We start from the raw sequence: 13868 nt of genomic DNA, 5'->3' as shown, positions 1-13868 counted from the left end.
TCGAATGTTCAATTATTTCCAGTCAGGATTTTGCTCCAGTCTTGGATTTGCATTAAGCTCATCCTGAGGAATTGGAAAATATTTATGTTTCGCTTGTACCGGGCGGTTTGGATAAACGCTATTGACAGCCTTTGGAATAACTGTTAAGAATTTCCCTGTTCTCGTGAGATCATACCAGCGGTCGCCTTCCGCAAAAAACTCGAAGGAGCGTTCCTGTATCACCGCGTCAACAAAGGCCGTTTTGGAAAGTCCTGTAGCAAGATCTTTTAATCCGGCTCTTTTTCTGATCAGGTTAATGTATTCATAAGCTTTTGCAGAGCTTCCGTTCAGTTGCGCTTCTGCTTCAGCTGCTATAAGGACTACATCTGCGTAGCGTAGGATAGGAATGTTGGGTATAAATCCTGTTGTTGACACCGGATCTTGATATTTCTTGATTAACACTCCTTCTGTGGTTATGGGAGTAATGCTTTTTTGAGGAACCCATTGACCATTTTTACCAAGGTACATGGTATCCATTAACTGCCTCCTTTTATCTTGTGGATCGAAAGACTTGAAAAATGCCATATAAGCAAACATGGAGCCGTAGGAGGTTCTGGCGTACTCAACCCCATTACTGCCCGTAGGGCCACATAAGCCCACCAACTGATGAGCTGTGCCAGGATTGATTGGGTCAACTTCGAACGCCCAGATATTTTCGACTCTAGCTGCATCCTCTTTCAAATAACTGTAGACATCCAATACATTGGGCAATAATGAGTATTTAGCTGAGGTAATTACTTCATTAGCTTTTTCCAGTGCTTTGGTCCAATCTTCATTGTAAAGAGCAACCTTAGCATAGAGTGCGCTTACCGCTTCACGGGAAGGACGCCCTTTGGCAACTGCCGGATAGGATAGGAGACCCGATTGAGTAGCCTGATCTAAATCGGCATAAATTTGTTTATAAACATCAGCTTTAGAACTAATCCCGGTGTAAGCAGCAGATTCAGATGAGCTTGGCGATGTTTTAACAACTGCGTTACCAAAGTTTTTTGCTACAGTCCAGTGGTAGAACGCACGCAGGAAATAGGCTTCTCCTATAATTTGTTTCTTACGGGTTTCATCCATGGATGCATCTGGAACCTTTGTAATGATCCAGTTAGCTCTTTCAATGCCTGCGTAGGATGCGCTCCATAGCTCCTGTGGTGACTCATTAGTCCTGCCCGCACTTTTCTGTACGGTGTATGTGGGTTCAAAAGTGAAAAGTGTCAGAGAATTTCGGCCTACTACGCCTCTCGGGTAAACCTGATCCGCAGCGTAATCGGGAACCATTGTTGCAGCAGGGCCACCGTATAATTTCCCCATAGCATCATAAACTGAAAGCAGACCTTTTTCCGCATCTGAAGCTGTTTTGTAAAAATTGTCTATGAAGATCGAAGAGTATACTTGCTCATCCAACTCACAAGCTCCCATTCCTAAGGCAAGCGTGATAACAGGGACAATTTTATATATCGACTTTTTGAAAATATTCATGCTCGTCATGTTCTTAAAAGGTTACTTGAATTCCTCCAAGGAAGGATCTCGATTGAGGATAAACCAGATTATCAATTCCAATTTGCGTGGTAGAGCCGGCATAAGTGTTCACCTCGGGATCAAACCCAGTGTATTTTGTGACTGTAAACAAATTATTGGCGCTTACATAAATTCTGATCCTATTCACTCCCTTCAATGTGGGGAGGGTATATCCTAACATCAGATTTTTTAGTCTCAGATAGGAGCCGTTTTCTACCACATAATCGGATATAGGAAGACGACTTGCTACAGCGGGACTCACGTATTGATTACTTGGATTTTCTGAAGTCCATCGATCCAAAATCCCTATGAATTGATTTCGCTGGCCCAATGGACTTTCAAATGACAGCCGACTCGCATTGTAGATGTCGTTACCATAAGTGCCCGAAAAGAACGCTCCGAGATCAAATCTTTTGTAGTTGAGGTTGGTAGAAAAACCATAAATGAACTTAGGATTGGGATTGCCCGTAATGATTTGGTCATGAGAGTCTATCGTTCCATCTCCGTTCAAATCTTTTACTTTATGTCCTCCTACACGTCCATCGTAGCCAGGAGTGATTGTCTCACCAGTCTGATTAATACCATCAAAGACGTAGGTTTTGAACATACCAATGGGCTGGCCTACCTGGAGTATTGTGTAATTTGTAACAAATCTTTCCAATGTGGTTCCGCCATCAAGGCTCAACATTTTGTTACGATTGAAAGTAATGTTTCCATTTACAGTCCATTTCAAAGAGCCGTCGAGAATGACAGCGTTTGTCGCAAATTCAAGTCCTTTGTTTTCTAGAGAGCCAAAGTTGCCGGTGATAGATGGATAACCAGAAGAGAGTGGCAAACCCTTTACATAAATTAGGTCGTTGGTTTTCTTGTAGTAATAATCTACAATCAAGGAAATTCTGTTGTTTAAAAAACTAGCATCCAAGCCGATATTGGTTTGGGTCGATTGTTCCCATTTTAGATCCGGATTTGCTATCCGTGTAGGTCCTATAGCAGTCAGATAGGCGTTGTCGATATTATATCCGCCGCTGGCAGATACCAAGGGTAGCGATTGGTAAGAACCTAATGAAGCGGCATTTCCACTTAGTCCAACGCTTCCTCTTAGTTTTAGGTCTGATACGAAATTCTGGCTTTTCATGAAAGGCTCTTCAATGACCCGCCATGCTGCAGAAGCTGCCGGGAAAAACCCATATTTATGGTTGGCTCCAAATGGGGATGAACCGTCTATTCGTGCAGTTAAATCAAGAAAATATTTGTCTTTGAAGCCATAATTGACACGCCCCATGTAGGAGTCTAACCTTGAAAGGCTTCTGTATGATTTAACAGTCCTGTTCTGTGCGACTTCTAAAGCATTATTCTGTGTTGCATCGTTTGGAAACCCTGTAGCACTGATCGAATTTTCGTTTAGTTTTTCCGATTGTGTTGCAAAAACACCGGTGAACTTCAGACTATGGTGTTCCGATATTTTTGTGCTGTAGGTTAAAATACTTTCATGCAAAACGTTAAGAAAATTACGGTTGTATTTCGTGCCAGATCCTGAATTGTCATTACGATCTCTGACCGCCACAATGGAAATGGGAGAGTAGTCATCATGTAGTCTTGAATCAACATCAGCATTGAATGAAGCCCGATAAGTGAGACCTGGAGCAATGGTATACTCACCGTATAGGTTTATCAAGGCCCGTTTTAAATTTCTGTTTCTTTTAATACTTGTAAATCCAAGAGGATTTGTAACCTCACGATACCTGCCATTTCCCTGTTCTGCGAATGGATAAATGCTGCCATCCTCTTTGTAAGGCTGTAGTGTAGGTGGTGCCCCGATTGCTGCGCCCAGAATACTTTCTGTTACAACTCCTCCGTCTCCGATTGTCTGACTTCCAGAATTTACCCCTTTGTTATTAGAAATAGAGCCAGTTATGCTTGTGCCCACGCGAATTTTTGAGCTGATGTAATGATCAAGATTGAGACGGTAGGACGCACGGTCAAAACCTGAACTGAGTATGATTCCGTCTTGTTTGAAATAGTTCGCGGACATAGATAGCTGCGTTTTTTCATTTCCTCCGCTGATTGTCAATTGGTAGTTTTGAATAGGTGCAGCTTTGAAAATCTCTTTTTGCCAGTTTATACCTTCTCCAAGGCTGGCTGGGTCAGGATATGAATTGTCTTTGAAAGTCTCATTTTCCAGTTGAGCAAATTGTGCAGCATTGAGGACATCCATTGTTTTGGCCACCTTCTGGACTCCGTAGTAAGTTTCAAGAGAAACATTTGTCTTGCCCGATTTACCACGTTTGGTAGTGATGAGTACAACACCATTTGCTGCTCTGGCACCGTAAATAGCGGATGCGGAAGCATCTTTTAAGACTTCAACTGATTCGATATCATTAGGGTTGATGGTAGAAAGTGGACTTACATCGTTGATTCCGCCTCCGTTGGAAATTTGAATACCGTCTATTACATACAGTGGTTCCGAGCTACCGTTAATAGAATTAACCCCCCGAATACGGACACTTATGTTACCACCAGGAGCACCTGAATTCTGATTGATCTGTACACCAGATACACGTGCCTGTAGACCCTGAGCAACATTTGTGATTGGTAATTGCGTTAGCTCTTCTGCTTTTACAGAGGCGATGGAGCCGGTTGTTTCTACTTTTCGCTGTGTTCCATAACCGACAACTACTACCTCTTCAAGTGCTTTGGTATCTGCTTTTAAGGTTACATCTACCTTCGACTTGTTTCGAACCGGAACTTCTTCTTTCAGATAACCGACAAATGAAATTACAAGAACCGCATCTGGTGTCACATCAATGGTGTAGGTTCCGTCCACGGAAGTAAGTGTACCCTTTTGTGTTCCTTTTACAGCAACACTTGCCCCGGGTATACCTTCTCCTTTTTCATCGTACACAGTTCCGCTCACGGAAATGTTCTGGGCGTCTGCTTTGTTTGTTGCAGACAGAATGACTGTCAGGAGCAAACATAGAGCTAGTATTTTTTTTAGCATACAGAATAAATGATTAATAGGGTCTTATGAGAATAGTACTAAAATTATCATATTGTTTGCCGTTGAATTCACTTGTGAGGTAACTATTACAAATGTATACTGAGCTCGGATATGATGATTTTTCAATGAAGATATATGACTCACCTATGCCAGTCAAGCAAAAATTAGGTCAAAAGTATCTCCGATAAGCACAAAAAGTATCGGTAACGTTTGCGGATACGTTGCCGATATATGGTTATGATTATTTTTAATATGAAATTTTTATATTTGTAGAATTGGGACTGTTTTAGAGAATGAATGTTTGGGTGAATTTTTAAACATTGGAATAATACAATGATTGGATGTCCGAAGTGTGCGCAGGTGGGTACGATTATGAAAGCGGGATATGTACGCAACAAGCAGCGCTATGTATGTAAGGCCTGTAATTACTTTTTCACGATTGCTTCTACGGAAGAGCCACATAAAAGGCAGAAGTCCAGGAGGCATCAGACCACGATCATCGACATTGCCAAATCGGTAGGTGTGTCGAACTCTACCGTGTCACGCGCTTTACATGGACATGCAGATATCAATCCGGAAACGCGCCAGGCAATACTTGATATGGCCGCGCAACTGGATTACCAGCCTAATCAGCTTGCCTATAATCTGGTAAAGAGCCGGACGAACACGATTGGAATGATTGTCCCGGAATTTCATAACCGGTTTTTTCCGAATGTGATCATGGGGGCGCACCAGGTACTTACGGAGCAAGGATACAACCTCACGATCATGCAGTCGAACGAGTCGTTTGCTGTGGAAGTCGCAAATACCAAAGCGATGCTGGCTAACCGAATTGATGGGTTACTGATTTCGCTCACACAGGAAACCAACAGTTTTGAACATTTACAGGTATTTGAAAAACGAGGTATTCCGCTTGTTTTGTTCAACAGGGTTTGTGACGATGTGCATGCACCGAAAGTGGTGGTGAATGATTTTGAAGCTGCTTTCATGGCTGTAGAGCATCTGATCAAAAATGGTTACGAACGGATTGCACACCTGGGCGGACCGCTTAATTTACTGGTGAGCAGGGAAAGGATGAAGGGCTATCGGGCGGCGATGGAGAAATACGGAAAGCCGGTAGAAGAGGAGTTGGTAATTCAGGGAATGTTGTCTCAACAGAAAGCAAGGATTTATGGTAAGTATCTGCTTGATCTGGAGAATCGTCCGGATGCCATTTTTGCTGTCAATGATTCAGCGGCTATTGAAATTATGCTGATGGCGAAGGAAAAAGGAATTCGTGTACCAGACGAACTGGGCGTGGTAGGTTTTAGCGATAATCCCGAGTCGGCCTATATCGGACCTGGCCTTACCACTGTACGACAGCCGACTATCGAAATAGGAAAAACCACAGCCCGATGGATTTTGCAAATGATTGATGATGAAGAAGAATTCAGCGATGGTGAGGAACGTATTCTGAAAACTGAATTGATTGTACGCGGATCCTCACTGAGACACAGATAGATACGCACAGCACAAGAGCGCACGGAATCGCTTTAACCCGTACGCTCTGTGTGTTTTAAAATACGAAAGTATTTTTAGCTCAATACTTCTCTCAGAAGCTTCAGACTTTTTGGAACCGCTACGGAAGGTTCTTCTTTACCTTCCATTTCCAGAGACACGTAGCCGTTGAAATTGGCTTTACGCAATATCGAAGCAATCCGTTTGTAATCCAGATTGAGATCATAATAATGACCGCCGCCGTAATAAGTCTTGGCCTGAACGATGGTTGCGTAAGGAGCAAGGCGTTCAAATTGAGGATAAGGATCTCCTACAAAATTACCCGTATCCACGTTCATGCCCATCGCAGGCGAAGAGGCCAGCGGTTTATAGATTTCAAGAAGATAATCGATATTGGAAGAAAGCCCCCAGTGGTTTTCAATGGCCAGAATTACTCCCGCCTTTTCTGCTGCCACAAGGCATTCTCCGTACGAATCAATGCACCATTTGACAGCATCTTTATCAGTAAAACCTTCAATCGGTGGTTCCTGGCCATCTTTGTAATAAGCAGCATCCCGCTTTTTGGTACGCCAGCTACCTGTGTTCATCCGTATACATGGAATGCCCAGTTGCGTCGCCAAATTAATACAGCGAATGGTATGTTCCACGTCTTTCTTGCGGTCTTCTGCTTTAGGCTGTACAAAGCTCTGATGAATAGAAAGCATCGGCAAGGATAAACCGGCATCAAAAGCCTGACGTTTCAGTTTATTGAGGTAGGGGACGGTTTCATTATCCATTTGGCGGTGCAGAATTTCCACTCCGTCAAATCCAAGCTTTGCAGCGTCCTCAATCACTTTTTCGATAGGGTATTTCTGTTCCTGAAAATGCCAATAGGAATAGGTTGATACAGCAATAGGAATACGCCTTGCCTTTGGCACCGCTAGTGCTGTTTCTCTGGCATGTATCTGAGGAGCTGCCAGAATCGCTGCAGCTGCCAGCGTACTATTTTTGATCCAGTTCCTTCTGGATGAATCTTGCTCATTTCCGGGCGTCATGTCAGGTAGGTTTAAGTTGGAGTAACAGTAACTGATTTTGAAATCATATCATGGAAATTTATGATTTTTCTTAGAATAAATTACTGATTTTGCTTTAAAACATTGGCTCCCATAATATCAATCTGCGCTTGCGGGATGGGGAAGTATTCGTTTTTGCCTTTTGTAAAAGTTGCACCACTGTAATAAGTACGAAGTTTGCTTTCTTTGGCCAGATAAGCGTTCAATGTTTCAGCGGCTACTCCCCAGCGAACAAGATCAAAGAAACGGTGACCTTCCATAGCGAGTTCCACCCGGCGTTCGAACCTTACCGCTTTTCTTGCATATTCCTGGTTTGCAAAAGCTGTATACGGTTTTATAAGGTAGTTGGCAGCAGGCTGTCCGTTTACATTCGTTACCACTACATTCCCTGCACGTGTCCTGATCTGGTTCACAATGGTTAAAGCTGTAGCCAGATCATTCTCTTCAACTGCTACCTCTGCCCGCATCAGCAACACATCCGAGTAGCGTAGCGCACGGTAATTGTTTGCATTGGCACGGGGCGATTCTGCTCCGGCATTTTCACCACTGTAAGCAAAGAATTTTTTGAATGTATACGGTCCGCCAAAAGCCTGGTCGCGAATCCAGTTTCTACCGGGATGTACACCCCAGTTCAGGAAAGGAATGCCTCTCCGTCCAACAGTCCAGTCGAGGCGCGGATCTACGGTGCCGGTGTAGGGTGTAAACGCGTCGCTTGAAGCCAGTCCTTCATCATTCTTTACATCCACTTCGTTGAATGTATCCAGGAGTGGCAATCCGTTTGCATCGGTTTTAAAAGCATTTACAAGGTTTTGAGAAGGCTGGTAAAATCCGCAGCAACCGCCCGGCGCAGAACCATAAGGGAAATTGTAATTGTCACCCCAGCTTCCGTTTTGGCCGTTTCCTCCATCGCCTACGGACATCTGCACTTCAAAAACCGATTCACTGTTGTTTTCAGTAGTAATGCGGAAATTGTCGTGAAAGCTGTTTACCAGGCTGAAAGGGCCATTGGTGGTAATGTCGACAAGCAGCGGTTTGGCAGCGGTATAATCCTGCTGATACATGTGTACTTTTGCCAAAAGTGCCTTTGCAGTCCATTTGCTCGCGCGACCAACCTGCGCTTTGGTAGCTGAAAGGTTATCAATAGCAAACTGAAAATCCGTTTCAATGTCTACCCAAATATCCCGGTCGTTGGGCAGATTGATGTAATCCGTTACCGTCTCATTAACATACGGTACCATGTTCCAGAGTTTTTTTGCTTCAAAGTGGTACCAGCCTCTGAGGAAACGGGCTTCACCCATTGCCTGTGCTTTTTCAGCTTCTGTCATGTCAGATGCTTTGGCTATCAGGCGGATCACATCGTTGGAGCGGGACACACCGTCATATACTGCAATCCATTTGTCGTTGTAAGCGCCAATATCTGCCTGTCCAATGTAGCGTTCAATGGTGGTGATCTGAGCCTGATCTCCCACGTCACTTCCTTTGTAGGCGTCGTCGGACGACACGGAGCCATATATCCAGTTGCTTACCGACGAGGTATTAACCGGACCTGATCCCACGCCGTCCAGCAAGCTATATGCACCAATCAGGACCGCATTCACACCTGATTTGTTCGAAAGCAGTTCTTCGTTTGCTACGCCAAGCGGCGTTGTGGAGAGGAATTTCTCCCCGCAGGAAGTCATCATTTCCACGCAAACCAATGCTGTTAATACTAAGACTTTGCTTTTCATATATTTCTGATTGATAAAATCCTTATTTGTCTGTAGTTGTATTAAAATCCGAAATTCAATCCAATCTGGTACATTTTCGACATAGGATAATTCCCCTGATCTACGCCCAAAACAGTGCTTCCGGGTGTGGAACCGACCGACGTTACTTCCGGATCGATACCGCTGTATTTGGTGATAGTGAAAAGGTTTTGGCCCTGCAGATAGATACGGGCATTAGACAATCCTATTTTAGAAACCACTTTATTGGGAAGGGTATAACCCAGCGTCAGATTCTTCATTCTGAAATAGGAGCCGTCTTCCACGAAGTAGCTTGAAGGCTGCTGGCTACGGCTGTCATTGGCGTCCAGTATCGGCAGTACTGCATCCGGGTTGTCTGGTGTCCAGGAGTCATTCAGCATACGCAGACTTCTGTTACCTGCCTGGTTATTGAAATCTACCCAACGTTTCACCATGTTGATGATCTGATTTCCCTGTACTCCCTGAAAAAATGCCGACAGGTCAAACCCTTTGTAACCGACATTCAGGTTTACTCCGTAGGTAAAATCAGGATGAGGGTTGCCGATAAAAACACGGTCTGCGTCCGTAATGGTACCATCTCCATCGGTATCCTGGTATTTGTATTTACCCACAGCGGCATATCCCGGATATAGCGGGCCGTTGTCCACTTCGCCCTGATTCTGATAAATACCGTCAATCTTCAAACCATAGAATGAATAGAGCGGCATGCCCACCACCGAGCGAGTCCAGGTATAGCTACGAATCGTGGGGCCGAGCAGTACGGCGGTCGGGCTGTTATTCAGCTTATTTACTTCATTTTTATACTTTGAAAAATTCACGCCGACGGAGTAGGTGAGGTCTCCGTTTAAAGCACTGTTGTTGAAGTCCAGCGCCAGGTCAATTCCTTTGTTGTTCATTTCTCCCACGTTTACAAAAGGAATAGTGGCAACACCCTGAGTAGCAGGCAGCGCTACCTGATACAGCATATCGGAAGTGGTACGGTTGTAGAGGTCAATGTTGATTCCAATCATACCTTTCAGCAACGTAGCGTCGAGTCCGAGGTTGGTCTGAGTTGTTGTTTCCCATTTGGCATTTTGATTTCCAAATGCTTCCGTATCAAAGCCAGGCGTGACCGAGTTGTTGGAACCGTCGATTGCATATGAAGATAGACTCAGACTGGAGCGGTACGTACTGAAACCATTGTAGTTTCCGATTTCCTGATTCCCCGTTTGTCCCCATCCTGCACGTAGCTTAAGATCTGTGAGCCAGCTCAGTCCTTTCATGAAATTTTCCTCAGAAAGTCTCCAGCCTGCACTGAATGCCGGGAAAGTTCCGTAACGATTGTTAGCGCCGAAACGGGAAGAACCATCACGGCGAACAGTCGCTTCCAGCAGATAACGATCTTTGAGTGCGTAGTTCAGTTTACCGAAAATGGAGAAGAGTGCCCATTCGTAGCCTGCACCTGTATTGGCAATACCCGCTGTTCCGGAGTTGAGGTACATATACAAAGGATCTTCCGAAAAGAAGGTGGTACGTGTTGCGGAGAAATCTCTTCCTGTTCCTTTAATTGCTTCAGTACCTGCCAGAATGTTCAGTTTGTGAATACCACCAAATGTCTTGCTGTAATTAAGTGTGTTCGACCAGGTCCAGTTTACGTCGTAGGCATATGCATTGGTCATGGCATTATTCGCTTCGATTTCAGCTTCTTCAAGATCCATCAATGTGTAGCCGACTCTGTTGGCGTTGGTAAAGTCAATACCAATACTTGTTTTGGCTACCAGGTCTGTAAAGATGTCTGCTTCAGCGTATGCGTTACCAAAAGCCCTGAAATTGTTGGTCTGGTTGTTCCTGGTACGCAACAGCTGTGCAACCGGGTTTGTAGCCGGACCGAGCCCCGCTGCTCTTGTGGCAGCAAAGTTGCCCATGATGTCATAAACAGGAATAATGGACGGAATACGGTATCCATTCCCGATCGGGTTCCCGTCCTGGTTGTTGGAGGAACTTGCTGTACCGTTGTTGTTATAATAGCCTTTGTTTTCAGTGTAGCTCACTTCCAGATTTTCGCCGAAACGAACCTTCTTTTTGAAAGTAAATTCGGTGTTGGAGCGTAATGAGTACCTGTTAAAAGAGGTATGAATTAATACTCCGTCCTGCTTATAATAGTTAAGAGAAAGTGCATAACGGCCAGATTCAGAACCACCGGAAGCACCAATGTTATACTCCTGAATGGCTGCAGGGCGAAGGATTTCCTTATGCCAGTCGGTACCTTCTCTGTTGGCTTTTACGATCTGGTAAAAACCCGTTCTGTTATAGTTGTACAAAGACGGATTAGTTTGCGGAGCACCTTCAAAAAGGCCATAGCTTGATCCTGCCAGAATGTAGTCAGGTACAACAGCACTTGGACCATTGCCATACTGCTGATGAGAAGGATTGCCGTTGGTGAGTACACCTGCGTTCCTGCGTTGTGTCCAAAGGAGATCACCAAATTGCTGCGGATCCTTGATCAGCCCCAAATCTACCTGGCCGGTTTGTACACCAAAACGACTATTGAAGCTGAACTGCGGAGCACCTGCTTTTCCTTTTTTAGTAGTAATGATGATGACTCCGTTTGCTGCCCGGGAACCATAAATTGAAGCAGATGAAGCATCTTTCAATACCTGCATCGATTCAATATTATTGGGGTTGATACTGTTTAATCCCCCTTTGGTCGGAACGCCGTCTATGATATAGAGTGGATCATTGTTGTTGATCGTCCCGAATCCGCGTATACGGACTGTTGCTTCACCGCCGGGCGTACTGTTGGAGGTAACGGTTACACCTGCGACGCGCCCCTGCAGCTGTTGCGCAACGTTGGGCGCATTCACTTTCGTGAGTTCTTTGGCATCCACGGTGGATACAGCACCGGTAATGTCTCGCTTGGATTGAGATGAATATCCGGTTACAACCACTTCTGTCAGAGATTTTACGTCCGATTGTAATGTGATGTCAACCTGCGTTTTATTGGTGATATTGACCTCCTGTGTGAGGAACCCGATAGAAGAGATTACGAGCGTTGTGCTGCCATCGGGGAGAGAAAGCGTGAAAAGTCCGTCGATATCAGTGGTTGTTCCCACCGAGCTGCTCCCTTTGAGTACGACAGTTGCTCCCGGAATTGTTCCACCGGCCGCATCCAGGACTTTTCCTTTCAAAACAAAGTCCAGGGTCTCAGTTGAACTTCGGTGAGTTTGTGTTGGTAACGTACCCGACGCCCGGAATGCCTCGTCGCTATGCGCGAAGCCCTGGGCGGAAATTCCTGAAACAACGAGTGCCTGTATTACACCAGTCCTCATCGTCCTAAGGAGTTTATCCCCTCGGTAAAAGGTTTTTTTCATACTTTTGTTTGTTTTGTTGGTTTAGAAAAAATTGGCAAAATAATTCCCTTATCCCTTTTCAGGGATTTCTTAGCGGCAGCACAGAGAGGGGGATTTTTGATGAGGTGAATGATGTTGACGCATCGTTCACCTTTTTTGGTTTATCGGCAAATAGTGTGGGTTTGGGTTATAGAATCTTCACAGATGAGGTGATGTGAGTTTTTGTACAACAACCTCTATAACCAAATGTAAGTATTGTACTATTCTTTTGAAACAGTATTTTGTATTTTGTTGAAATAACAAAATTTTATTAAAATATTTTACAAAATAACAAGTCATTTTGTTCTGTATGGGGTCTTGAAAAACTTCACAGGGACAAGAGCAGGTGAGTAAACCAGGTAGTTTGGGTTCCTTTACTGTCTTATTTGACTCCATACAATGAAGACGATTCTCTTTCTTTTAAGCTGTATTCTGACGTTTGTGCTCGTACCCACCACGCAAGCACAAACCAATCGACCAGATTACAACAAGCGCATAACATTGCTTCAGGCAAATATCAATTCGGTGTTCTACAATAAGGAAGCGGACTTGTATCTGGAAACCAACGGCAAAAACGAGCGACCTTTTTCCTTCCTGTGGCCATTGTGCGCATTGATCCAGGCAGCGAATGAGGTGGAGTCGATTCAGCCCGGTCAGGATTTGATGAAACCTGTATTGCATACTATTGCTAAATACTATAATACGGATTCGCCGGCTCCCGGTTACCAGGCGTACCTGAGTAGTGCAGGCAAGGACTCGCGCTTTTATGACGATAACCAATGGATTGCCATCGCTTGCATTGACGCTTATAACAGGACGAAGGAAAAAATGTATCTGGACAAAGCAGAAGAGATATATACTTTTATGATGACGGGCTATGACGAGTTGGCCGGTGGAGGACTCTATTGGAAAGAGGACGAGAAGAATACAAAGAATACGTGTTCCAATGGTCCGGGGATTCTGATCGCGCTGCAGCTCTATAAAATCACTAAAAAGAAAGAATACCTTACTACAGGAATTAAGCTGTATGACTGGACGACAAAACATCTGCGGGCAGCCAACGGAATTTATTGGGATGCGATCAAAATTCCATCCATGAAGATCGATTCAGCACAATACACATACAATACCGGTACGATGCTGGAATCCAACGTATTATTATATGAAATTACCAAAGACAAAAAATACATTCAGGAAGCCCAAACAATAGCCAAAGCAGCGGAAAAGCGATTTTACAAAAACGGGAAGTTACCTGATCATTACTGGTTCAATGTGGTGTTGCTGAGAGGTTATGAGGCATTGTACAGAGTGGACAAAGACAAATCCAGATTCCACTTCATCGTTGAAGATTCTGAACGTATCTGGAAAGAGGAACGTGATGAAAATAATCTGCTTGGTGTAAAAAAAGACAAAGGACTTATTGACCAGGCAGCCATGATGGAAATGTACGCCCGGCTCGAACGCTTATCACAACTTCGCTGACCCATTTAAAGCTATTTCGGTTCCAGAGGCTTTTATAATTTAAATACTTTCAGGTTTAAACAGGCAGACTTATACAGGTCTGTCTGTTTTTTTGCGTGTCTTAAAAAAGAACAATTAATACGATGAAGGTTACAAATTGTACTCCTTCTAAGAATGAAGTGTTATGGTAAATATTACT

Annotated in this window: 7 protein-coding genes; 2 read left to right on the top strand and 5 right to left on the bottom strand. The window is 44.2% G+C overall.

The window, feature by feature from the left end; translation table 11 throughout:
• Positions 1 to 12 precede the first annotated feature (12 nt).
• Positions 13 to 1509 carry a RagB/SusD family nutrient uptake outer membrane protein gene (locus tag DSL64_RS14230; RefSeq protein WP_199539396.1) on the bottom strand — a complete coding sequence of 499 codons (1497 nt, stop codon included), beginning with the start codon at positions 1507 to 1509 and terminating at the stop codon, positions 13 to 15.
• 13 nt (positions 1510 to 1522) lie between these two features.
• Positions 1523 to 4546: a SusC/RagA family TonB-linked outer membrane protein gene (locus tag DSL64_RS14225; protein ID WP_115831577.1), complete on the bottom strand. Its 3024-nt coding sequence runs from the start codon at positions 4544 to 4546 to the stop codon at positions 1523 to 1525.
• Positions 4547 to 4879: 333 nt separating this feature from the next.
• On the opposite strand from DSL64_RS14225, the gene DSL64_RS14220 reads away from it, so the two are divergent.
• Positions 4880 to 6046 carry a LacI family DNA-binding transcriptional regulator gene (locus tag DSL64_RS14220; RefSeq protein ID WP_115831576.1) on the top strand — a complete coding sequence of 389 codons (1167 nt, stop codon included), beginning with the start codon at positions 4880 to 4882 and terminating at the stop codon, positions 6044 to 6046.
• 74 nt (positions 6047 to 6120) lie between these two features.
• Here the strand turns inward: DSL64_RS14220 and DSL64_RS14215 are convergent, their stop codons facing one another.
• The 3 genes from DSL64_RS14215 to DSL64_RS14205 form a co-directional block, all read right to left on the bottom strand.
• Entirely contained in the window at positions 6121 to 7077 is a 957-nt protein-coding gene (locus tag DSL64_RS14215; protein ID WP_115831575.1) for a sugar phosphate isomerase/epimerase family protein, read from the bottom strand.
• 80 nt (positions 7078 to 7157) lie between these two features.
• Positions 7158 to 8822: a RagB/SusD family nutrient uptake outer membrane protein gene (locus DSL64_RS14210; RefSeq protein WP_115831574.1), complete on the bottom strand. Its 1665-nt coding sequence runs from the start codon at positions 8820 to 8822 to the stop codon at positions 7158 to 7160.
• 41 nt (positions 8823 to 8863) lie between these two features.
• Positions 8864 to 12190: a SusC/RagA family TonB-linked outer membrane protein gene (locus DSL64_RS14205; RefSeq protein WP_115831573.1), complete on the bottom strand. Its 3327-nt coding sequence runs from the start codon at positions 12188 to 12190 to the stop codon at positions 8864 to 8866.
• Between the two features lie 417 nt (positions 12191 to 12607).
• On the opposite strand from DSL64_RS14205, the gene DSL64_RS14200 reads away from it, so the two are divergent.
• Positions 12608 to 13690, top strand: coding sequence for a glycoside hydrolase family 76 protein (locus DSL64_RS14200; RefSeq protein ID WP_115831572.1), 1083 nt, complete (start codon positions 12608 to 12610; stop codon positions 13688 to 13690).
• Positions 13691 to 13868 lie beyond the last annotated feature (178 nt).

Origin of the sequence: Dyadobacter luteus (assembly GCF_003383615.1) — a bacterium.
GTDB lineage: Bacteria > Bacteroidota > Bacteroidia > Cytophagales > Spirosomataceae > Dyadobacter > Dyadobacter luteus.
Note: the sequence above shows the minus strand (reverse complement) of the source record. Positions and strands in the feature narration are given on the sequence as shown.

Coding starts and splice junctions, on each gene's coding strand:
- DSL64_RS14230 (WP_199539396.1), bottom strand. CDS start 1,509: ATGAATATTTTCAAAAAGTCGATATATAAAATTGTCCCTGTTATCACG.
- DSL64_RS14225 (WP_115831577.1), bottom strand. CDS start 4,546: ATGCTAAAAAAAATACTAGCTCTATGTTTGCTCCTGACAGTCATTCTG.
- DSL64_RS14220 (WP_115831576.1), top strand. CDS start 4,880: ATGATTGGATGTCCGAAGTGTGCGCAGGTGGGTACGATTATGAAAGCG.
- DSL64_RS14215 (WP_115831575.1), bottom strand. CDS start 7,077: ATGACGCCCGGAAATGAGCAAGATTCATCCAGAAGGAACTGGATCAAA.
- DSL64_RS14210 (WP_115831574.1), bottom strand. CDS start 8,822: ATGAAAAGCAAAGTCTTAGTATTAACAGCATTGGTTTGCGTGGAAATG.
- DSL64_RS14205 (WP_115831573.1), bottom strand. CDS start 12,190: ATGAAAAAAACCTTTTACCGAGGGGATAAACTCCTTAGGACGATGAGG.
- DSL64_RS14200 (WP_115831572.1), top strand. CDS start 12,608: ATGAAGACGATTCTCTTTCTTTTAAGCTGTATTCTGACGTTTGTGCTC.